The organism is Pseudomonas sp. AM14(2022) (assembly GCF_036346455.1).
GTDB classification, from domain to species: domain Bacteria; phylum Pseudomonadota; class Gammaproteobacteria; order Pseudomonadales; family Pseudomonadaceae; genus Aquipseudomonas; species Aquipseudomonas putida_A.
Genome location: NZ_JAOTNY010000007.1, coordinates 71,497 through 94,064, shown reverse-complemented (window position 1 = coordinate 94,064; position 22,568 = coordinate 71,497). Strand labels below are relative to the sequence as shown.

Genomic DNA, 22,568 nt, shown 5'->3' with positions numbered 1-22,568 from the left:
GCTCAGACCGCCGTGGCTGTGACAGGTGGACGGGACGGTTTGCGCAGCGCATCCAGTCGCGAACCGCTGTAGCGGGTTTCGCGGTAGAAACGCCAGCGACCGAACAGGGTGTAGACATTCATGATCCGGCCTTGCTCGGTGTAACCCATGCGCAGGTGCAGTTTCAGCGCCGGGACGTTGTGGAACTCGCAGACGTCCACCACCTTGTCGCAGCCCTGGGCGGCCATGGCTTTCCACAGTTCCAGTTGCAGGTCCACCGAGAGTTCGCTGCCCCAGTAGGCACGGGTCAGCTCGCCGCCGAATTCGAAGAACTCGCCGGGTTTCACCGGGAACAGGCAGCCGTAGTAATGCCGGTCGAAATAGTCCCGCGCGCTACCCCAGATAAACGCCACGGCATCGCCCTGATCGTCCAGGTGCATGTGTCCGGTGTGGCCTTCGTTAGCCAGCTCGGCCATGGTCCCGACGCGATCGCCGAAGTAGCGGGCAAAGGCGCTGGCGTTGTCGGCGGTGATTTTTACCACCCGCAGTGGCGGATACGGTTTGAGGCTGTGCGGTGGCACCGGACTGACCAGATCGCGCTCCATCCACAGCAATTCCTGATGGAAAAACACGTAGTGCTTCCACGCCTTGGCGAGGGTGGCGCGCAGGCCTTTTTGTTTGATGTGCTGGCTGAGTTTGCTGACGGTACCCATGTTCTGTACTCCGGCGATATCGCAGGGCGAACGACTGTGGCGAGGGAGCTTGCTCCCGCTCGGCTGCGCAGCAGTCGCCAATGGGGTCGCAAGTATCGGGGCCGCTTCGCAGCCCAGCGGGAGCAAGCTCCCTCGCCACACATTTATTTTCGCCATGCATTGTCTGAAATTCGGGTTCATGACGCGCTCCAGCTCAGGGCGAACAGGGTTTCCCCTGGCAAGTCGAAGCTGACGCGTCCGTCGCGGCAGGCGAATGGCGCATCGCGGCTGCGGTTGTCCGTGCCGAAGTAACGCAACGCACCGTTGTTCAGCGGGCACTTGGCGCCACTCAGGTCAACACGTTGCAAACGCGTGCCTTTGTTCACACCGAGCAGGCCCCGCTGCTCGTCGCCGGCCATCGCCAGCACATCGACTTCAAAGCCATCGTTCTCCAGCCACAGCACCTGGTGCAGCCAATGCTGCGCGATGAACTGCTGGGCCAGACCCACCGGTTTCAGCTCGAAACGCTCATCGCCCAAAACCCGGATCATGCCCTTGGGATACTGCGGTTCATCGGCGGCCTGAAACCAGTTGAGCATCGTCAGCAAACCGTCCTGCGAAGCGTTGATCACCACCGACGCCCACCACAGCGAGGCGTAGTGCGTCTCCTGATCGTAGGGGCTGAGGCTGGAACCACTGGACATATTGGTCTGATCCAGCAGCAAGGCTTTGCGCGGCTGACCGTGGGCGTCGAGGCCGACCAGTTCGGCGGCGCGGTGCACGCTGTCGCGGTAGACCCGGGTGGCGAGCAGGTCGCGGATCATCCACTCGTGCCACGCCAGTGCGTCGATCTGCTCGGCGGATTCACCGAGCAAGCGCCGCGCCCAGTCGATGCCACGCTTGTCTGCCGCGTTATCGGCGAATGGCCCGTTGACCAGCCGCGAACTGGCCGGCATGGCGATGCGCACGCCGGCCCTGGCATTCGCCGGATCGCTGCGCACTTGCCTGGCCATGCTGGCGAAAATCGCCCGGTATTGCTCGAAGCTCGAATAGTTGAGGTTCGGCTCATCGGCAAAACCGATGTAGTGCGTGCCTTTACCGCCCAAGGCGCGGGTGCCGGCCAGCCATGCATCGAGGCCGCCATTGCTTTGCACGTCGGCACGCAGATCGGCTTGACGCTGGCTGCCGGCGAGCAGGGTGATGTCCTGACGGATGCCGAAGCGCTCCTGATATGCCTTGCGGAACGCGTCTTCGAAGTGCGGATTCTTCGCCGTGACATCGACAAAACTGTAGTAGCTGGCGGCGGTCGCTTTCAGCGCATCCAGCACCGCGTGACTACTGGCGGGTGGCATCACGTAGGGCAGGGCGATGCCCAGATCCGGGGTGCGGCCGAGGATTTTGTCATGCAGGGTCAGGTGGATCTGGCCGGACTCTTCGCGCACAGGTTTGAGTTGCTGCGGAGTTTGCGCAAACCGATTGGCCGTGCCGTCGAGCCAGAACGCCGCTTTGCCGCTGCCTTGCAGGCGCAGGCGCCAGACCTGTTCGCGCTCGCTGACCGGTAACGCCAGTTGATCGAACTGCCAGTAGGCGCGATAGGGTTTGAGCGTTAGCGTCAGTGGCTTATCGTCGCCGACCCGTTGCGCTTGCAGAGCATTCACTCCGCCATGGAACTTGCCGGCGAGTACCGCGTGTTCCCCCGGCGCGACCTTGAAATACAACTCGTCGCCGTTCTGCGTCTGCGCGCTGAAATGCACCTTGGCCGGTTCGAACAGCGCCACCGTGTGCTCGTCGTGTTCGACCCGGTAATTGCGGAAGCTGTAGCCGGGAATTTCCAGGCGATAACTGGCGGCACCCGGCAGCAACGCCCAGCTCTGGGTGCCGCGGGTTTCGCTGGCCTTGATCAAGCGTTCGCCCTGCAATTTGCCCTGGCCGTCGAGCAGGTACAGATGCTCTTCGTTGGCGTCGGCCTGCCACGCGGGTGTCCAGCGCACGGTCACGGTGTCCGGGCGGTCGGTTTGCAGATACAGGCTGCCGTCGCGGATCTCGCCCCAGCGCATCGACGCGGCAAAGGCATCCAGCGACAGGCCGAGACCGAGCAGCAGGACCAGGCCTTTCATGCGGCCTTCCGTTGCAACATCTGCCACATCGGCGCGATGTCGCTGGGCAGGATGATCAAAGTTTGCCAGAACGCCACGCCGCTCAGACGGCAGTACAACACCAGCATCGCCACCGTCACCGCCAGATAGGCAATCGATGAAGCCGCCGCTGCGCCAACGATGCCGTAGGCGGGAATCAACACCAGGTTCAGCGCCAGATTGAGCAGGGCGCCGAGGCCCATCAGCAGCGACACCGTGCCGGGGCGGTTTTTCCCCAGCAGGTCCAGACGCAGGATGCTCGCGTAGCACAGGCCGAGCAGCCCCGGCAGCAAGGCGAGCAGCGCTGGAAACGCCGGTTGGTAGGCGATGCCGAACAGGGTGACGATCAGCCAGTTGCCGATCACGGCCATGCTCAGGCACGCGCCGAGCATCACCGTGGCGGTCAGGCGCAGGGCCAGCGGAGTGACCTTGTCCATGCCTTCGTCCTGTTGCAACAGGCGTTTCATCAGCGGCGTGGTAACCGCTTCCGGCACGATCAGCAGCAGTTCGGCGGCGGCGCTGGCCATCGCGTAATGACCCAGCGCGGTGCTGCCGAGCAGGGCGCCGATGAACAGGTAATCCGAGCGCAGAATCACTTGCTGGAATAGCAGATCCGGATGGCTGCGCGCGCTGTAGCGCAGCAGTTCGTTCTGGCTGGCGCGATCCCATTGCAGTTGCAGCGGTTGCGCGCGTTTGAGCCAGACCCAACCGGCCAGCACCACCAGGCTGATCCCGGCCAGCCAACTGATCAGCGCCGCTTCCAGTGCCGCGCTTTTCCACATCCAGAACAGCGCGAGAAACAGCAGCAACGGCGCCAGTGATTCGGTCAGGCGCAAGGCGTTGAACGCGACCACGCCGCCGGAGGCGTTGTGCAGGGTCAGCAGGCCGCTTTTCAGCACGGTCAGCGGCACCGCCAGCAGCAACAGCCAGGCCAGCAGACCAAGCTGCACGGTGACATCCAGTTCACTGCCGAACTCACGGACCAGCGCCACCACCAGCAGGGTCAGCAGACCCGCGAGCAAGCAACCGAACACCAGCACCTGACTCAGCAGCAGGCCCATCGGTCGTTGTTTGGCGGCTTGATAACCGACGGCTGAATTCAGCCCGCCACTGGTGGCGGCGCTGATCAGGTCGGGCAAAGTGCTGAGCAGCGCGAACAACCCGCGCTCACTCGGCCCTAGGATCCGCGCCAGCAACACGTTACGCAGCAGGCGCAAGGCGATCATCGCCAGTTTGGTGCCCATGCTCAGCGCCAGATGCTTGAGGTAATGGCTGCGGCTCATGGCCGGTTGCCACGAAAGATGCGCCACGAAAGCAGCTCAGGATTGCGCGCAGTACGCTGGCTGACGCCGAAACGCGGCAGGTTCAGCGGATCGCCTTCACCGCGATAGATGCCGGTGCCGGTGCCCAGGGCGAACGGATAATCGTGCGCGGCAATCTGTTTGCGCACGCGGTCGTCGTTGTTGCCGTTGGGGTAGCAATACACCGGCAACGGCCGGTTGCAGCCATTGTTCAGGGCGTCGCGGCTGCGGCTGATTTCTTCGCTCAGGCGCACATCGTCCAGTTCAGTGAGGATCGCGTGGCTGGCGCCGTGCGGGCCGAAACGCACCAGCCCCGAAGCCTCCAGCGCGCGTACCTGATGCCAGTCCAGCGCTTGCGGCTGCGCTTCGGGCGGGCATTCGTCGGTGAGGCGTTCGAGCATCGCCGGCTCAAGGTTTTTCAGGCCTTGCAGGTAATGCAGCAGCGACAGGCTGCGGCGATCAACGTCGATGTCATCCACCAGCACCGGCACCGGATGGTGGATCATGTGCAGGCATTCGATCAGATGCATGCGGGCCTTTTCGCCGTGGCTGCCCCACAGGGTTTCGCCGAGGCTTTCCCACCAGAAGCGCTGACGGCTGCCGATGAAATCGGTGGAGAGAAAAATGCTCGCTGGCACCTGATGTTTTTGCAGCAATGGGAACGCATTGACCGCGTTGTCGCGCCAGCCATCGTCGAAGGTCAGCGCCACCCTTGGGCGTTCGCTGCGTAATGCGGTGGGCGTGAGGATGTCCATCAGCGGCACGCAATCGAAGTGCCGGCGCAGCCACACCAGCAGGTGCTCGAACGCCTTGGGCCCGACACACAGCTCATTGCGGTGCGGCAAGTCGGCGGCGCGGTCGTTGGCCAACACCCGATGCAGCATCAGAATCACCCCGGCGCCGTGCAACTGGTTTCGTCCCACGGGCGAGTTGAGGTAAAGCCAGCCACTGGTGCGTTTTATTAATTGTTTGATCGCCATGGCTTCGGTCCTCTCAACGGTTTTGTTCAGGGTTCCACTGGGCATATCGGTGGCCGCGCAGGAACTGCCACAAGCCGAGACTCATCCCGGCGAGGGTGACCAGCAGGAACGCGGCCAGACGAAACGGTTTGGGCAAGCGATGTTGCGAGTCCAGCAGTCCGGCCAGCGCAATGGCGTAGCCGAACAGTTGGGCGATCAGGGCCAGTCGATAGAAACCGTGGTCATCCCACAGCCAGAAGTTGCTCAGCAGCAACGGCAGCAGGAGGATCGGTGCCAGGCGCCGGATCAGCTTGTGGCTGATCAGCGCCAACGAATACAGGCCATGTTTGAGTGGGTTGAGCAGCTCACTGCGCTGAGCGAGGCTTTGCAGGCCACCGACGGTGACGCGTTGACGGCGGCGGAACTGTTTGTCCGCTTCGTCGACACCGTGGTCGATCACTTGCGCCTCGGGCACGTAAACAATGCGCTTGAAGGCCACCGGTGCACAGGTGCTGAGAAAGAAGTCGTCGTTGACCTCCGCCGGCACCCTCTGGAACAGCTCGCGGCGCAGGGCGAGCAGGGCGCCGTCGGCCGAGACCATGCAGCCAGTGCGGTTCTCCACCCGACGCAGCCAGCCCTCGTAATGCCGGTACAGACTGTCGCCGACGCTGAGGCCGCCGCCCGTCACCGGAATCACCATGTGCCCGGCGCAGGCCCCGACGTTGGGGTCGCTGAGTGGCGCGAGCAGGTAGCCGAGGGTTTCCCGCGACCATTGGTTGTCGGCGTCGGTGAACACCAGAATATCGCCAGTCGCCAGGGCTACGCCGGCATTCAGCGTCGCGGCTTTGCCCTGGCGCGGCAGGTCGAGGACAGTGATGCGCGAATCAACCACTTTGTGCGCGCGGGCCACGGTGTCGTCGGTCGAGCCATCGCTGGCGAGAATGATCTGCAGCGTGGCCGGCTGATAGTCCTGCGCCAGCAGCGTGCGCAACTTGTGCTCGATGTGCCGTGCCTCATTGTGCGCGGCAATCACGATGCTGATGTTCAGCGGCGGTGCCGGGCTGTGGCGCCAGGCCGGGAACAGCGGCGCCAGCACAGTCAGCAGAAGCGGGTAGCCAAGGTAGGCGTACACCGGCAGCAACAGGCACATCCAGAAAATGAATTCAGCCACGGGCAGGCCTCCTGGCGTTCCAATGACACAGACTGAGAATGAACGCGGCGCCCGCCAGGTGCAGACGCACCCAGTGCAGGCCCCACAGTTGCACGGTCAGGCCGATGTCGTGGTGTTTGATACTCTGCCGCACGCTTAGCACCAGCCCCGGCAGGAGGGTCAACGCGACCATGAACGCGGCGTGATGCGGGAAGCCGTCGAGCAACGCTGAAATCGCCAGAAAGTCGAGGATCCACACCGCAATCGACAGCAGCGGAAAGCGCAACAGACGCAGGCTGAAACCGTGAGTGCGCAGCAGTTGCAGATGACTGCCCTGACGCCACATTTCCTTGCCCATCCACTCGCGCCAGTTCATCTCATAGCCCCAATGCAGGGCCACGCTGCTGTTCACCGACAGCAGCCGCGCGCCTTGTTCGTGCAGGCGCAGGGTGAACTCCTTGTCCTCGCCGGTGCGCAGGTGTTCGTTGAAGCCGCCAACCTTGTCGAACCAGCACCGGCGCATCAGCAGGTTGGAACTTGGCAGCCAGTCCACCGGGTGCGAGCTCTGGCTGGACGGGCGCAGCGTGCGCCGTTGCCAGGCGGCGGCGTACCACGGCGCCGTGGCGGGGGTATGCAGGTCGAGGCCGAAGACGTCGGCCTGACCCTCGGCTTGCAGCTCGAACAAGGGCTTGAGCCAGTCTTCGGGCATTTCGACGTCGGCATCAATGAACGCGATCCACTCGCCGCTTGCCAGCAGCGCGCCGCGATTGCGCAGCGCGCCGATCAGCAGGCCCGGCAGCACCAGCACCTGTGCACCGAACTGGCGGGCGATGTGCGGGCCGTCGTCGCTCGAACCGTTGTCGACCACAATCAACTCGCAGTCGACATCGGCCGCATGTGCGGCTTTTTGCGCTGCCAGCAGCGTGCGGCCGATGTGCCGGGCCTCGTTGTACATCGGGATGATGATGCTGATCCGGCTCATGTTCTGGCCTCGGTCAGTGGCGCTTGCTCGGCCTTGAGGCGCAGGACGCTGGTCAGCGCGAGCATGATCCACAGGTATTTCTGGTTCGGCGCACTGAGGAACATCAGGAACAGGGTCAGCGACAGGAAGCTCACCCCGAGGTGTGTCATCAGGTCCGCCTGCTGCCAGTCGCGTCGCAGCATCCACGCGGCGCGGGCGCGGATCAGGTTGTACAGACCGAGGCCGAGCATGCCGACAAACAGCAGGCCGGCGGGAATCCCCAGTTCACTGAAAATTTCCAGATAAGTGTTGTGGGCACGGCGGTACAGATCGCCGATCTTGCGGTTGGCGGAAAACGCTTTGGCGTAGCCGGTGGTCGCGTAGTGCAGCGGGAAGGTGCCGGGACCGGAGCCGAGCAGCGGGTTCTCGCGGATCATCTGCCCGCCGACCACGATATACGAGGCGCGCCGGCCGAGGGATTCGTCGTCGTGCCCCTTGGCCCCGGCGCTCAACACGCTCAGGGACTGAATGCGCGCGAGGTAACCCGCGGGCATCGCGTAGATCGCCAGCGGAATCACGATGGCTGCGCCGAGCATGGCGAAACCCAGGTGCCGTGGGCGAATGCGGGTCAGTTGCGCGCGGTAGTGCCAGCAGCCGATCAACAGACTCAACGCCACCACCACCAGCCCGGAGCGCGATTCGGTCTTGGTCATGCCACCGAGCAGCAGCAGGCAGCAAGCGCCCCAGAACAAGCGGTGCAACAGATTCGGCCCACGAATCACCAGCAGCAGCGCCAGCGGAATGGCGAAGGCGATCAGCAGGGCGAAGGCGTTGGGGTCTTCAAGCAGACCGGCAGCGCGGCCCTGATCCTGGAATTTGACTGAAAACATCGCCATGGCGCAGGTGGCGCTGACGCTCAGGGTCACCAGGCGGGCGAACAAGTCGAGATTCAGTTCGCGGCCGATCAGCAGGGTGATGACAAACAGGATCAGCCCGACGCTCAGTTCACGCAGATGCCCCAGCGACATGCCCATGTCGTCGGTGTTGAGCAGGCTGAGGAAATACAGCACCAGGAACCACAGCAGAAACCGCCAGATATTGCTGCGCAGGCGCTCGGACGGAATCTGGTGCATGGCCAGTTGCAGCATCAGGATCACCGCCAGCGAGGCGCCGATCAGTTTGCTCCCGGACAATGCGCTGTCCTTGAAGAAACCTTCGAACGGCACCAGTGCGGCAATGCCCAGCAGGCCCCAGGCCGGCTTGCGATACAACACTGTGAACCCCACCAGGCCAATGACCGCGCCGGGTGCGAGAAACGGATAAGGGCTGGCGAGCAGTCCGATGCATACCAGACCGAGCAGCGTGACGATCGAGAGCGGGAAAATCATGCGCGTGCCTCCCGTGCCGTGCGGATGTACAGCTGCGACCAGCGTTCGGCCAGGGCCTTGAGGTCGTAGCGATCCTGTTGCGTACGCTTTGCGTTGTCGCACAAATGCCGGGCCAGCTTCGGCTCGCTCAACAGGTTGTCGAGCTGACGGGCGAGGTCGGCGCTGTCGGCGGGTGTCGCCAGCAGACCGTTATGCCGGTGCTCGAGCACATCGGGAATGCCGCCGACGGCGAACGCCACCACCGGCACGCCGGCCTGCATCGCTTCCAGCAGAATCATCGGCGTGCCTTCGGTGCGCGAGCTGATCACCAGCGCATCCAGGCGCTGCCACCACGGTTGCATGGCGGTCTGGTAGCCGGGCAGACGAATCCGTTGCTGCAAACCTGCGGCGTCGATCCGCGCCTGCAGCGCCTCGCGTTCCGGGCCGTCGCCGAGCATCACCGCGTCCAGTTGCGGATGCTGGTGACACAGCGGAATCAGCGCATCGAGAAACAGATCCGGGCCTTTCTCGCTGCTCAGGCGCCCGACGTAACCGGCGAGCCAGCGCTGGCGGTCAACGGTGCTGACCAGCGCGTCGGCGGCGGGCAATCCGTTGGGGATCACCTGCAGTTTGTCCGCCTGCACGCTGGCCTGACGATGCAGCACGGCGATGCTCTCGGCCACACACACCACCCGATCCACCGACGCGGTGCGGCACAACTGCAGGCTCAGCCAGGTGTAGAACTTCTGTTTGCGGCTGCGCGGGGTGAAGCCGTGTTGGGTAATGACCAGCGGCAAACGCAACAGCGTCGCGCCGACCCAGCCGAACAACAGCCCTTTGAAGTTGTGCGTATTGATCAGCGGCCGTTCGCTGCGCCGGGCCCGCAGGTGGCGCAATAGCTCACCCAGCCCGGCACAGCCACGGCAGTCCACCCCGGCCTCGCGAAAGCGCGCGATCAACGCCAGCGGCGCATCGAGGAACAGCACCTGGTGCTGTCCCGGTGTCGCCAGGCAGTGATCGAGCAACATGCGCTCGGCCCCATAGAAGCCGCCGCTGCTGAGCAAATGAATGATCGGCAGCGCAGCGTTCGGGGTGGACAGCGTGTTCAATTGCGCACCCAGTGCACGAAGCTTGGCACGGTCCAGTTCTTGTGCGGATTGCTCGGCAGCACGTTTTCGTCGTTGATCACCAGCAACACCGGCAGGCCCAGTTCGTGGGTGATTTGCGCCGGGTGTTTGAAACGGTGATCGAAGAACTCACGCACATAGACCAGGGCAATCGCCAGCAGCAGACCGGTGAACAGCCCGAACGGAATGATCAGCAGCGGTTTGGGGAACGCCGGCTCGGTTGGCTCGAACGGCGGGCTGAGCACTTTGGCGTTCGACAGGTCATCGTTGAGCGAACCGGCGGTGCTGCTTTCGGCGAAGCGTTGCGCATAGGTCGAGAACGCCGTGTGCAGCGCGTCGATCTCCGTGTCCATCTGCCGCAGCTTGCTCTGGGTCTGCTGCAAGGTGTGGATGCGGTTCTTGAACTCGGCGATGCGCGCGGTTTTCTGATTGATCACCTGTTGCACCACGGCCAGGTCGTTGGTGCGTTCCTGAATGCGGTTGCTCACCACTTTGAGGAACTGCTGGCGGGTGCGGGCGATCTGTTCGCGGGTCAGCAGCATCGGCTCGCTGCCGGGCTGGAACACCGCGAGGTCATTCATGTAGCGGCTGACCTGAGTGGTCAGTTGCTCGCCCAACTGTTTGATTTCCCGATCCTCGAACGCCACGTTATCGACGGTGGTGGTGAAGGTGAAGGGGAAGGTGTAGTCGTTGAGCTTGTTGCTGCTGGCGGCCGTCAGCGCGGTTTTCAGGTATTCGAGCCAGCGCTGGCTCTGTAGCAGACGATCCTGGTACAGGTTCAGGGCTTGCTCTTCGGTGTTGATCGCGTTCAGGCGGAAGGTGATTTCTTCCTTCGGATCGGACGATGCAACACTTTCCAGCAGCGCTTGCCGATTACCTTCCAGCCCGTCGAGACGCACCTGATACAGGTGCTTCTTGGTTTCGTAGAAGGATTGCGGCAAGTCGATCGATTGCAGCGCCTGACGGCTGCCCAGATAGTTCTGCAGCAGAGTGGCGACGAACGTCGTGCCCTGATGCGGATCGGGGAAGCTGTAGACGATCGAGATCACGTTGGAGCCGGGCAGGGTCTCGATCTTCAGGCTGTTGATCGCATCTTGCGTCAGGCCGTCGAGCACGGTGTCACGCACCGGATCGGTTTGCAGCCCGAGCATGTTGCGCAGCGGGTTGATCAGGTACTGCCGCAGCGGCGACGTGACATAGCGGCGGAACGGTTCGCTCACCAGTTTGGCGAACACGCCCACCGGCGGGTTGTACTCGCCCTTGTCGCGCAGCTCGCTGATGGTCTGGCGGATCAGCGCCGGGGACCGCAGGATGTTGCTTTCGGTTTCCATGTCCGCCAGCGACGGCGGAATGAAGGTGGCGTTATCGACCGTCAGTGACGTGGTGGCGTCACCCTGGGAGAGTTTTTTCGACTGCACGATCACCTGAGCGGTGATATCGAAGCTCTGTTTGAGCACCAACGGCAGCAGCAACGCGATGACTGCAAAGATCAGGAAGACCCGTTTCACCAATTGCTTGTTGGCGAAGAAGATCCTGAAGAACTCATGCAGGTAGTTTTCCTTTGGATTCATGATCGGTCACCTGAGAGTCAGTTGTTGTTACTGTCTTTGTTGTCGACGCGGTAGCCGAAGCTGAAGCCCACGCCCTGGAACAGCACCACGTCCGCCAGTTGCCGAGCCAGCTCACCGGCACTCGCCAGTTTGGTTTTCGGCACGAACAGCATGTCGTCCGGTTGCAGGTAGGCGATCTGCGACGCATCGCCCGACAGGGCTTTTTCCACGTCGTAGTGCACGGCCTGCACCTGGTTGCCGTTGCGGCGCATGATCACCACCGAGTCGAGGCGCGCCTTGACATTGGTGCCGCGCGCAAGGGTCAGCGCTTCAAGCACCGACACTGGACGGCGGATCGGGTAGGAACCCGGTTGGCCGACTTCGCCGAGCACATAGATCTCGTTGCCGGCGGTGGACTTGAGCATCACATCGACGCTCATCCGCCCGGGCAATTGCGCGTATTTCTGGTTGAGGAAGGTTTCCAGTTGGTTGATGGTCATGCCTTGCAGCGGCACCGCGCCGATTTCCGGAAAACTCGCATAACCGTCATTGCCCACGGTGATCTCGCGGCTCATGCCGGTGGCCGGGTGATTCAGCGCGCTTTTCAGGTTCTGCTCATTGGTCAGCGGGCTGATGACCTGCACCGTCAGCTGATTACGGTTGGGCTGGAACAGTTGTTTGCGCTGGTAGGCACGCTGGATTTCATCGCGCGCCTCGTCGGCGGTCAGGCCGGCGATTTTCACCGAGGTGTTGGCGCCTGGCAGGTTGATGGTGCCGTCAGGCAGCACCAACTGGTTGCCGTTGAGCTGGCTGGCAGCGGTGAAGTTCAGGCCGATCTGGTCACCCGACTGCACGCGGTAGGCGTCCGAACCGCTGGTGCTGATGTGGAAGATCACATCCAGCACGTCTTGCGGGCGCAGGGTCTGTTCGACCTTGGGCATATCGGTGGCCTGGGCGTTGGCCGGGGTGGCGGTGAGAATGTTCACCGGCATGTTCTGGGTTTCGGAATTGCTCGAGCAGCCCGCAAGCGGCAGCATCAGCAGAACCAGTATCTTGGCGTTCATGGCGTCATCCCTCGCGTTTGCTTACAGGTTTTTGTAGAGCCACTTGGGCATGTAGTACTTGCGCCGGTTGAACACGCTGCCGACCACCTTCGCGCCGGCCTGGGTCAGGCGTTGCACGGCGGCCTGGGCGACTTCCCAGCGGGTGTCTTCGGCGCGCACCACAAACACCACGCCATCGACCTGAGTGGCGAGCACCAGCGTGTCGGCGGCGGAGTACACCGCGTCGCCGTCGATCACCACGAAACGGTACTGGGTGCCCAAGCGGTCGAGCAGCGGGCTCAGGCGCTCGGCGGTCAGGTGTTCGAGGGTGCGGATCGGCCGGCCATTGGGCAGCACATGAAACGGCAGGCTCGAGACCTGTACCACGCAGTCCTGCAACAGCGGCGGGTTGTCCGGGTTGAACAGCAGGTCGCGCAGGCCGCGCTCCTTGCCCAGGTTCAATTGCTGCGTGAGGTTGCCTGCCGACTGACTGGCATCGACCAGCAACACCTGGCCGCTGCTCATCTGCGCCAGTTGGCTGGCCAGTGCCAGGGCACTGGTGGTGGTGCCCGCGCCGGGGTTGGCGGCGGTCAGGAACAGGATCCGCAGATCCAGATCCAGCACGGTCGAAATCAGGTTCGATTCGCTGGGGTTGGCAATGCTCAGGCTTTTGTTGGTTGAACCGTCCATTAGCTTGCTCCGTGGCCGCTGAATACTTTGAAGGGGGTTTTCAACAAGATCTTCAGATCAAGCAAAAGGCTTTGCTCGGCGATATAGCTGAGGTCCAACTCAACGCGCTGGTCGAAGTCGATGTTGCTGCGCCCGGAGATCTGCCACAGGCCGGTCATGCCGGGGTAGATGCTCAGGCGCGCAAGGTGGTTGTCCTTGTAGCGGTAGGCGTTGAACGAAGTCGGCCGCGGGCCGACCAGGCGCATGTCACCGCTGACCACGTTGAACAGGTTGGGCAGTTCGTCGAGGCTGGTACGCCGCAGGAAACCGCCGATGCCGGTGATGCGTGGATCCTTGTCGATCTTGAAGTCGATGGCGTCGACCCCATGCTTGTTGAGGTGGCGCAGCGATTCCTTGAGTTCTTCGGCGTTGCAGACCATGGTGCGGAACTTGTACATGCCGAAAGTGCGGCCGCGATAACCGGTGCGTTTCTGCACGAACATCACCGGGCCCGGGCTGGTGAATTTGATGGCCAGTGCCAGGCCCAGCAGCAGCGGCGAAAACACCACCAGAATCAGCAACGCACCGAAGCAGGCCAGCACCCGGTTGGTGCGTGACAGCGTCCATGGCCGGCCGCCGTCGCGGCCGGTCAGCCAGCCACGGCCCTGCCGGTGGATGGCGCTATCGAGGCGCATTCGGTGCTCGGGATCCATGCGCTTGTCGCGGCGCATCTGATTGATCGGTACACCTTGTTCATGTCCAGTCATGGGGTCCTCCGCTGATGTTCAGCCGCGAGCGGCGCGTGGGCGATAGGCAGTGGGGTAGTAGTCGCGAAACCAGGCGATGAAACGCCCCAGTCCTTCATCCAGCTCGATCCGGGGCTGGAACCCGGTGGCCTGGGCCAGATCATCGGTCTCGGCACAGGTGTTGAGCACATCGCCCGGTTGCAGGGGCAAGAGCTCGACAATGGCTTTCTGGCCGAGGTGTTTTTCCATCAGCGCCAGATAGGTTTTCAGCTCCACCGGGTGGTGGCCGCCGATGTTGAACAGGCACCACGGCGCCATGCTGCTGCCCGCGTCGGGATGTTCACGATCCCACTCCGGGTGGCTGTGCGGCGGATGGTCGGTGAGGCGCGCGATGCTTTCGACGATGTCGTCTATATAAGTGAAATCGCGCTGGTGCTCGCCGTAGTTGAACAGCTTCAGCGGTGTGCCTTCGGTGATCGCCCGGGCAAACTGAATGGGCGACATGTCCGGCCGACCCCATGGCCCGTACACGGTGAAAAAGCGCAGGCCGGTGCTGGGAATGCCGAACAGGTGGCTATAACTGTGGGCCATCAGCTCGTTGGCTTTTTTGGTCGCGGCGTACAGCGACAGCGGATGATTCACCCCGTCATGCACCGAGTACGGCGTGTGCTGGTTGGCGCCATACACCGAGCTCGACGAGGCGTAGATCAAGTGCTCCACCGGATGGTGCCGGCAGCCTTCGAGAATATTCAGGAAACCGCAGAGGTTACTGTCGAGGTAGGCCTTCGGATTTTCCAGCGAGTAGCGCACCCCGGCCTGCGCCGCGAGGTGGATCACCACTTGCGGTTGCTCGCGGACAAACAGCGCTTCAATCGCGGCGGCATCGGCCAGATCGATCCGCGCCAGCGGGAAATGCCCGACCTGATCGCGCACCCATTGCACCCGATCGTGTTTCAGTTGCGGGTCGTAATAGCCGTTGAAGTTATCCAGGCCGACCACCGCATGCCCGTCGCGCATCAGCCGCAACACGCAATGGGCGCCAATGAAGCCGGCTGCGCCGGTGACCAGGATTTTCATGGGCGCAGTCCTTCCGGAGCGATGTGGCGCAGGCCGATGCCGCTGTAATGCAGACCGGCGGCGGCCACGTGTTCCGGGTTGTAGAGGTTGCGACCGTCGACAATCACTTTCGAGCGCAGCTTGCTCGCCAGCAGCTCGAAATCCACTACGCGAAAATTCTTCCACTCGGTGCAGATCACCAGCGCATCGGCATCTTCCAGGGTGTCGTCCCGGGTGGCGCACAGGTGCAGGTCGTTGCGATAGCCGTACAGGCGCCGGCATTCGGACATGGCTTCCGGATCGTAGGCCTGCACGCTGGCGCCTTCGGCCCACAGCGCGTCCATCAGGTAGCGGCTGGGGGCTTCGCGCATGTCATCGGTATTGGGTTTGAACGCCAGGCCCCAAATCGCAATCGACTTGCCGGCCAGACCCTGCGGAAACTGCGCCTTGAGTTTGCCGAAGAGGATGTGCCGCTGGCTGTCGTTGACGTCGGTGACGCTGCGCAGCAATTTCAGCGGCATGCCGTTGTGTTCGGCGGTGTGCAGCAGGGCGCGCAGATCCTTGGGGAAGCATGAACCGCCGAAGCCGCAACCGGGGTAAATGAAGTGGTAGCCGATGCGCGGGTCGGAGCCGATGCCTTTGCGCACCGCTTCGATGTCGGCGCCGAGCAGTTCGGTGAGGTTGGCCAGTTCGTTCATGAAGCTGATGCGCGTGGCGAGCATGGCGTTGGCCGCGTACTTGGTCAGTTCGGCGCTGCGGTTGTCCATGAACATCAGTTTTTCGTGGTTACGGCAGAACGGCGCGTACAGCTCGCTCATCTGTTCGCGGGCTTCGTCATCGCGGGTGCCGACGATGATCCGGTCCGGGCGCATGCAATCGGCGAGGGCGCTGCCTTCCTTGAGGAATTCGGGATTGGACACCACGCGGACCTTGAGGGCACTTTTGCCGCGACGGAGCAACTCTTCGCTGGCCTTGGCGGCGACCTGGTCGGCCGTGCCGACCGGCACCGTGGACTTGATGATCAGGGTGCGATCGGCCTCCATGTGCGAGGCGATCTCCCGAGCCACGTTCAGCACATGGGTCAGGTCGGCGGAACCGTCTTCATCGGCCGGCGTGCCCACGGCGATGAAAATCAGCTCGGCATGCTCCACCGCGTCGCTGGCCTGAGTGCTAAAGAGCAAGCGGCCGGCCTTGATGTTTTCTTCGAGGGTGCTGGAAAGACCAGGCTCACTAATAGGTGGCACAGCTTGTTGCAGTTGCTTGATCTTGTTGGGGTCAATATCGACACATAAAACCCGATGCCCTACATCTGCAAGTGCGGCGGCTTGAATTAATCCGACATAGCCGGTGCCAAATACGCTCACGTCCATCTGCGCACCCTCGATAGAGCGAAAAGAAGAAGTTCGGAAGAAGACTGTAAAAGGGGTATAGCGCAGGGTTTGGAAAGCGTGTCAGCAAAATGACATGTTGCACCTGTATAACACTTGAGCGCTTTTTGGCGATTGGCCATCAAGTCATTGCTGCGATTGGATTTGTTGTTTTTTTGCAGATTTGTTCAGATTCAAAATAAGCGATAAACGGTTGTAAGTCTTTAATTTAAAGGCTTCTAGCGTTTGGTGTGTGTCAGATTTGAGTCACCGGTTTTTTGACGCTTTCTAAAGAAAACAGTCAATTCTTGCGCTTTGATGGCTGGGTGCTAGTGTCAGGTTCTGACCGACAAACCTTTGACTCCCTGCCGTTTTGCACGAGCGGTATCGCCATGTTCAGATATGCCAAAGAAGTACTTTTAATTGTTTATTTGCTGCTTTATTCCGAATATTACGTTGATCGGTTAAATGCTATCGGCGCCGGTTTTGCTGTACTTCTTTTTGGCGCGATGTTTTTGGCGCTTACTTTAGCGTTATATCTAACGGCTTATATTCGTCAGGCTCTCATTCGCCACTTATTCGCAATAACACTGTTTGTCTCGGCGGTGTTTTTCGATGTCTATACCCGGGTCACCGCGGATTACCTGAGCTACAGCAGTTTTGTCTCGCTGGTGTACTCCGGCGGCTTCATTCAGGAGGCCGCCTACCAGTATCGCGACGCGATCATTCATGGCGCGCTCAGTGGTCTGCTGTTGCTGTTCGGCATCGGTCTGAAACCGCGCCATGCACTGGTGGTGCCCAACGCGTTGCGTGTGGCGGCGCCGGTGTGTGGTGTGCTGCTGTTGAGCGCGGTGTTGTTCCTGCGGGCGGGCGAGGGCGCGCGCGGTTTGCCGATCATGTACACGCCGCTGGCCTATCTGAACCTGTTCGCTTATGAAGCGCTGCACAACACGGTCGGCCCGCGCGAGCCGGTGACGCTGGCGCGCAACGCAGTGGCGGTCAATCACGACATCGTGCTGATCATCGATGAAAGCATCTCCGGCAATTACCTGGACATCAATGCGCCGTTCGGAGTGCACAGCAACCTTAATCAGGCGCATCCGGGCGTCGACATTTTCAACTACGGCTACGCCGCATCCATCGCCAATTGCAGCGCCGACACCAACGTCACCCTGCGCTACGGCGGCACCCGTGCCGATTACATACGGATCAACAGCACGCTGCCGTCGATCTGGCAGTACGCGAAAAAGGCCGGGTTGCGCACGGTGTACATCGATGCTCAGCGCACTGCCGGCAATCTGCAGAACCTGATGACCGACACCGAGAAAAAAGACATCGACGAATTCGTCCAGTTTGACCAGACCAGCGTGCGCGACCGCGACATGGCCGCTGCCGCCAAGCTGATCGAACTGCTCAACGACGATCAGCCGGAGCTGGTGGTGATCAACAAGGTCGGCGCGCATTTCCCGGTGCACGACAAATACCCCGACGCCTTCATGGCCTATCGGCCGACCTTGCCGCGCGGGCAATTCACTGAAGTGGCCGACACCGGCAAACGCGACGGTTTCAACGGCCAGCCGGATGACTGGGTGCTGTACCGCAACGCCTACAAGAACACCGTGCTGTGGAATGTCGGCGAGTTCTTCGCCCGGGTACTTGCCCAGGCCAATTTGCACAATGCGCTGCTGATCTACACCTCCGATCACGGCCAGGACCTGCATGAACGCGGCAACCCCGGGCTTAATACCCACTGCGGTGGCGATCCGGTGGAGGAAGAAGGGCTGGTGCCACTGGTGGTGATTCAGGGCGATCAGCTGCACGGCCCGGACTGGGCGCAAGCGTTGCCGGCGAACAAGGACCGCTCCAGCCACTACAACATTTTTCCGACGCTGCTGCAGGTGATGGGTTATGACCTGGCGGGAGTCGAGGCGCTGTACGGCAAACCGTTGACGCTGCCGACAGCGGACGACTTCACCTTCAACTACCGCTTCAATGCGCGGCTGGGGGCCAAGCCTGAGTGGAAGCACATTGATCTGAAGACGATTGTTACGCCGGGGCAGGCGGCCACGAGTGTGGCGGCGGGGGAGTGAGGTTTGTGTTGGGTTCTCTGGCCTCATCGCTTGCAGGCAAGCTCCCACAGTGTTTCAGGGTGAACCCGGTATTTGTGGATAACTCAATCCCTGTAGGAGCTGGCTTGCCAGCGATGAGACCAGTACGAACACCACTGATCCAATCAGGCCGCTATCCGCTATCCTTGCCCCACATTGACCCAACGGATGGCGGCATGCTTCAGGTTCAAGGCGTGTTCAAAAGTTACCTCACTCCCCAAGGCCCGCTCCCGGTGCTGCAAGGCGTCGACCTGACGCTCGAAGCCGGCAGCAGTCTGGCGCTGATGGGCGAATCCGGCAGCGGCAAAAGCACCTTGCTGCACCTGATTGCCGGCCTCGACAAGGTTGATCGCGGCAGCATCCACAGCGGCGAGCATCGGCTGGAGCAGATGAACGAAGCGCAGCTGGCCGACTGGCGTCGCACTGAAATCGGTCTGGTGTTCCAGCAGTTCAACCTGATCGGCAGTCTGCGGGTCGAGGATAATCTGGCGTTTCAGGCGCGTCTGGCCGGGCGCCATGAACCGCGCTGGCAGGCGCATCTGGTGCAGCGTCTGGGGTTGGGCGATTTGCTCAAGCGTTATCCCGAACAACTTTCCGGCGGTCAGCAGCAGCGGGTGGCGCTGGCCCGGGCCTTGGCCTCACGGCCGAAATTGCTGCTCGCCGACGAACCCACCGGCAGCCTCGACGAAGCCACCAGTGATGAAGTGCTGCGCCTGTTGCTCGAGTTGCTGGATGACACGCCGACCACGCTGTTGATGGTCACGCACAGCCCACGCGTGGCGGCGCGACTGGCGCAGCGGGTGGTGTTGTCCAGCGGCCGTCTGACGTGAACGTATTCTGGCAAACCCTGCGTGCGTTGCTCAGCCACTGGCGGCGGCATCCGGTGCAGTTTTTCAGTGTGCTGACCGGGTTGTGGCTGGCGACCAGTCTGCTGACCGGGGTCGAGGCACTGAACAGTCAGGCCCGCGACAGTTACGCCCGGGCCAGTCAGATGATCGGCGGTGAACCCCAGGCCAGTCTGGCCACACCGAGCGGTGCGACGTTCACCCAGCAGTGGTTCATCGATCTGCGCCGCGCAGGCTGGCCGGTGTCGCCGTTGCTGCAAGGCCGGCTGATGCTCAAGGATCACCCGGATCAGCGCCTGCAACTGATGGGCATCGAGCCGGTGTCGCTGCCGACGGACGCTGCGGTGGCCGGGCAGGCGATGCCGATCGAGCGCATCGTCGCGTTCTTCTCACCGCCAGGCAGCACCTGGATTTCCCCGGAAACCCTGCACGCCTCGGGCCTGACCGAAGGCGCCACGCCGCAAACCGCCAGCGGCCAGACGCTGCCGCCGCTGCACGCGCAAAAGGACATGGCGCCTGGCGTGTTGCTGGTGGACATCGGCGTCGCGCAAACCGTGCTCGAACAGCCCGGGCAACTGTCGCGCTTGTTACTGCCCAAGGATTTTCACGCCGAGCTGCCGGCCGCGTTCAACGGTCGGCTGCAGCTCAAAAGCAGCGCCGAGGAAAACAATCTTTCGCGCCTGACCGAGAGCTTTCACCTCAACCTGGATGCCTTGGGCTTTCTCTCGTTTCTGGTCGGGCTGTTCATCGTGCACGCGGCCATCGGTCTGGCGCTGGAACAGCGTCGTGGTCTGCTGCGAACCTTGCGTGCCTGCGGGGTCAGTGCGCGGATGTTGATCGGCTGTCTGATCGTCGAACTGGGTGTGCTGGCGCTGGTTGGCGGCGTGTTCGGGGTCATCAGCGGTTACTGGCTGGCGAGCGTATTGCTGCCGGACGTCGCCGCCAGCCTGCGCGGTCTGTACGGCGCGGAAGTGGCGGGGCAGTTGCGCTTGAGCCCGTGGTGGTGGTTCAGCGGTATTGGTTTGAGCCTGTTCGGCGCGTTGCTGGCCGGTGCCAACAGTCTGCTGCGTGCGGCACGTTTGCCGCTGTTGGCGGTGGCGGATCCGCAGGCCTGGCATCAGCAACATGCGCGCTGGTTGCGCCGTCAGGGTTGGCTGGCGGCGGTGCTGGGCTTGATTGCGCTGCTGGCGCTGGTCTGGGGCGACAGTCTGAGCAGTGGTTTTGTGTTGATGGCCGGGTTGCTGCTCGGCGCTGCGCTGGCGTTGCCGGTGGTGCTCAGCGCAGTGCTTACTCCTTTGCTCGGGCGCAGTCGTTCGGTGCTCGGTCAGTGGTTTCTCGCCGATTGCCGCCAGCAACTGCCGGCACTCAGTCTGGCGCTAATGGCGTTGCTGCTGGCGCTGTCGGCCAACATCGGCGCCGGCAGCATGACCGCCGGTTTTCGCCAGACCTTCGACGACTGGCTCGAACAACGCCTCAGTGCCGAGCTGTACCTCAACCCGGTCAATCCGGCGCAATCGCGCGAGATGTACACCTGGCTCAAGCAACAGCCGAACGTCAGCGCGGTGCTGCCCAACTGGCAAGTCGCGGTCACCCTGCAAGGCTGGCCGGCGGATGTCTTCGGGGTGATCGATCATCCTTATTATCGCCAGCACTGGCCGTTGCTCGAGGCGATTGCCGGAGATCCGTGGGCGCATCTGGCGAACGACGATTCAGTGATGCTCAGCGAACAACTGGCACGACGGCTGAAGGTGCGGGCGGGGAATCATTTGAACGTGCCGACACCGGGCGGGGCGTGGTCACCGCGGATCGTCGGGATCTACGCCGACTACGGCAATCCCAAGGGGCACGTGCTGGTCAACAGCAGTCATCTGCTGCGGCTGTGGCCGTCACTGACACCGAACCGTTTCAACCTGCGCATCGCGCCGCCCGATATCCCGCCGTTTTTGTCTGCGCTGCAAACGCACTTTCAGCTCGATGACAGCCGCATCGTCGATCAGGCGCGGCTCAAGGGGTGGTCGGTGCAGGTTTTCGAACGCACTTTCGCCGCCACCGCCGCGCTCAACAGCCTGACTTTGGCGGTGGCCGGTGTCGCGCTGTTCATCAGCCTGCTGACTCAGAGCCAGAGCCGCCTAGGGCAACTGGCGCCGCTGTGGGCCTTGGGCGTGACGCGCCGCCAGTTGATGCTGCTCAACCTCGGCCAGACCTGGCTGCTGGCGGTGTTGACGCTGGTGCTGGCGTTGCCGTTGGGGATCGCGTTGGCGTGGTGTCTGGACGCGGTGATCAATGTGCAGGCATTCGGCTGGCGTTTGCCGTTGCGGATCTTTCCGCTGCAACTGCTGCAGTTGCTCGGGCTGGCGTTGCTGGCGACGCTGTTGGCCTCGGCGTGGCCGCTGTATTCGTTGTACCGCACACAACCGGCGGATCTGCTGAGGACGTTTGCTCATGAGGATTAACCGGGTTGCGCTGCTGTTCGCGCTGCTGCTGTTGGGCGGTTGCGATCAGCCTGTGCCTGAGCAAAAGGGCTTCGCCGGGCTTGGCGATCAGGCTGCGCAGTTCACCGCCGTGGTGCCAGGGCGAGTGTTCAGCTTCCCGGCGGATCATGGCGCGCATGATGGTTTTCGTATCGAGTGGTGGTATGTCACCGCCAATCTCAAGGATCAGCAGGGCCACGATTTCGGCGTGCAATGGACGCTGTTTCGCAGCGCTTTAAAGCCTGCGGCAGAGCAGCCGGGCTGGGGCAATCAGACGATCTGGCTCGGGCATGCTGCGGTGACTTCGGCCACCGCGCACCATGCCGCCGAGCGCTATGCCCGAGGCGGAGTGGGGCAGGCCGGGGTGAACGTCGCGCCGTTCGAGGCGTGGATCGATGATTGGCGCTTCGCCAGTCAGGCGCAGGATCCGCTGACCGATCTGCAACTCAGTGCCAGCGACAAAGCTTTCAGCTATCAATTGCACCTCACCTCCAGTCGTCCACTGGTGTTGCAAGGTGACAACGGTTTCAGCCGAAAATCCGAACAGGGCCAGGCCTCTTACTACTACAGTCAGCCGTTTTTTCAGGCCAGCGGCACCCTGCAAATTGACGGCCAGACCTACACCGTCAGCGGCCCGGCGTGGCTGGATCGTGAATGGAGCAGTCAGCCACTGGCAGCGAATCAGACCGGGTGGGACTGGTTTTCCCTTCACCTGGACAGTGGTGAGTCGCTGATGCTGTTTCGCACCCGGCAAACTGACGGCGCGCCGTATCTGACCGGCACCTGGATCAACGCCGACGGCCAGACCGAAACCCTGCACGGCGCGCAGATCAGACTCACACCCAAGGACACCGCAAAAGTTGCCGGCCGCCAGATGCCGGTGCGCTGGTCGATCAGCATTCCCGACAAACACCTCGACATCAGCCTCGACGCGCTCAATCCCGACGCCTGGATGAACCTGCGCATCCCTTACTGGGAAGGGCCGGTGCGGATCAGCGGCAGCCATGGCGGGCGCGGCTATCTGGAAATGACCGGGTACTGA

The 22,568-nt window shown here is 62.4% G+C and carries 18 protein-coding genes; 4 read left to right on the top strand and 14 right to left on the bottom strand.

Features of this window, described 5'->3' with window-relative positions:
- Positions 1 to 2 precede the first annotated feature (2 nt).
- From V3W27_RS15660 to V3W27_RS15595, 14 genes are all read right to left on the bottom strand, one after another.
- Positions 3 to 692, bottom strand: coding sequence for a GNAT family N-acetyltransferase (locus tag V3W27_RS15660; protein WP_027611599.1), 690 nt, complete (start codon positions 690 to 692; stop codon positions 3 to 5).
- 176 nt (positions 693 to 868) lie between these two features.
- Positions 869 to 2,788, bottom strand: a complete 1,920-nt coding sequence (locus tag V3W27_RS15655) for a hypothetical protein (RefSeq protein WP_330207005.1) — start codon at positions 2,786 to 2,788, stop codon at positions 869 to 871.
- The gene (locus V3W27_RS15650) at positions 2,785 to 4,089 is read right to left on the bottom strand and encodes a lipopolysaccharide biosynthesis protein (protein ID WP_330207004.1); all 1,305 of its coding nucleotides are present in this window, start codon (positions 4,087 to 4,089) and stop codon (positions 2,785 to 2,787) included. Before V3W27_RS15650 ends, V3W27_RS15655 begins: the two co-directional genes overlap by 4 nt.
- A complete protein-coding gene (locus tag V3W27_RS15645) occupies positions 4,086 to 5,087 on the bottom strand; it encodes a polysaccharide deacetylase family protein (RefSeq protein WP_330207003.1) in 1,002 nt (333 codons plus the stop codon). Before V3W27_RS15645 ends, V3W27_RS15650 begins: the two co-directional genes overlap by 4 nt.
- Positions 5,088 to 5,100: 13 nt before the next feature.
- Positions 5,101 to 6,237, bottom strand: a complete 1,137-nt coding sequence (locus tag V3W27_RS15640) for a glycosyltransferase family 2 protein (protein WP_330207002.1) — start codon at positions 6,235 to 6,237, stop codon at positions 5,101 to 5,103.
- The gene (locus tag V3W27_RS15635; protein WP_150369069.1) at positions 6,230 to 7,198 is read right to left on the bottom strand and encodes a glycosyltransferase; all 969 of its coding nucleotides are present in this window, start codon (positions 7,196 to 7,198) and stop codon (positions 6,230 to 6,232) included. The genes V3W27_RS15640 and V3W27_RS15635 overlap by 8 nt, the downstream gene beginning before the upstream one ends.
- Positions 7,195 to 8,565 (bottom strand): O-antigen ligase family protein, encoded by a 1,371-nt coding sequence (locus V3W27_RS15630; RefSeq protein ID WP_330207001.1) that lies wholly within the window; start codon positions 8,563 to 8,565, stop codon positions 7,195 to 7,197. Before V3W27_RS15630 ends, V3W27_RS15635 begins: the two co-directional genes overlap by 4 nt.
- Positions 8,562 to 9,653: a glycosyltransferase family 4 protein gene (locus V3W27_RS15625; RefSeq protein ID WP_096796213.1), complete on the bottom strand. Its 1,092-nt coding sequence runs from the start codon at positions 9,651 to 9,653 to the stop codon at positions 8,562 to 8,564. The genes V3W27_RS15630 and V3W27_RS15625 overlap by 4 nt, the downstream gene beginning before the upstream one ends.
- Entirely contained in the window at positions 9,650 to 11,242 is a 1,593-nt protein-coding gene (locus V3W27_RS15620; protein WP_097088755.1) for a GumC family protein, read from the bottom strand. Before V3W27_RS15620 ends, V3W27_RS15625 begins: the two co-directional genes overlap by 4 nt.
- Before the next feature lie 17 nt (positions 11,243 to 11,259).
- On the bottom strand, positions 11,260 to 12,285 hold the full coding sequence (locus tag V3W27_RS15615; protein ID WP_007961333.1) for a polysaccharide biosynthesis/export family protein: 1,026 nt from the start codon (positions 12,283 to 12,285) through the stop codon (positions 11,260 to 11,262).
- A gap of 21 nt (positions 12,286 to 12,306) precedes the next feature.
- The gene (locus V3W27_RS15610; RefSeq protein WP_007961335.1) at positions 12,307 to 12,954 is read right to left on the bottom strand and encodes a CpsD/CapB family tyrosine-protein kinase; all 648 of its coding nucleotides are present in this window, start codon (positions 12,952 to 12,954) and stop codon (positions 12,307 to 12,309) included.
- Complete coding sequence (locus tag V3W27_RS15605) at positions 12,954 to 13,700, bottom strand: sugar transferase (protein ID WP_096796214.1); 747 nt, start codon at positions 13,698 to 13,700, stop codon at positions 12,954 to 12,956. Before V3W27_RS15605 ends, V3W27_RS15610 begins: the two co-directional genes overlap by 1 nt.
- An 18-nt stretch (positions 13,701 to 13,718) precedes the next feature.
- On the bottom strand, positions 13,719 to 14,756 hold the full coding sequence (locus V3W27_RS15600; protein WP_097088761.1) for an NAD-dependent epimerase: 1,038 nt from the start codon (positions 14,754 to 14,756) through the stop codon (positions 13,719 to 13,721).
- Positions 14,753 to 16,105, bottom strand: a complete 1,353-nt coding sequence (locus V3W27_RS15595; protein ID WP_096796216.1) for a UDP-glucose dehydrogenase family protein — start codon at positions 16,103 to 16,105, stop codon at positions 14,753 to 14,755. Before V3W27_RS15595 ends, V3W27_RS15600 begins: the two co-directional genes overlap by 4 nt.
- A 389-nt stretch (positions 16,106 to 16,494) precedes the next feature.
- Here V3W27_RS15595 and V3W27_RS15590 point away from each other — a divergent pair, with 389 nt between their 5' ends.
- The 4 genes from V3W27_RS15590 (at position 16,495) to V3W27_RS15575 (ending at position 22,568) form a co-directional block, all read left to right on the top strand.
- Positions 16,495 to 18,192 carry a sulfatase-like hydrolase/transferase gene (locus V3W27_RS15590; protein WP_330207000.1) on the top strand — a complete coding sequence of 566 codons (1,698 nt, stop codon included), beginning with the start codon at positions 16,495 to 16,497 and terminating at the stop codon, positions 18,190 to 18,192.
- A 194-nt stretch (positions 18,193 to 18,386) separates the two neighbouring features.
- The gene (locus tag V3W27_RS15585; RefSeq protein ID WP_096796218.1) at positions 18,387 to 19,040 is read left to right on the top strand and encodes an ABC transporter ATP-binding protein; all 654 of its coding nucleotides are present in this window, start codon (positions 18,387 to 18,389) and stop codon (positions 19,038 to 19,040) included.
- Entirely contained in the window at positions 19,037 to 21,508 is a 2,472-nt protein-coding gene (locus V3W27_RS15580) for an ABC transporter permease (protein ID WP_330206999.1), read from the top strand. Before V3W27_RS15585 ends, V3W27_RS15580 begins: the two co-directional genes overlap by 4 nt.
- A complete protein-coding gene (locus V3W27_RS15575; protein WP_330206998.1) occupies positions 21,498 to 22,568 on the top strand; it encodes a lipocalin-like domain-containing protein in 1,071 nt (356 codons plus the stop codon). Before V3W27_RS15580 ends, V3W27_RS15575 begins: the two co-directional genes overlap by 11 nt.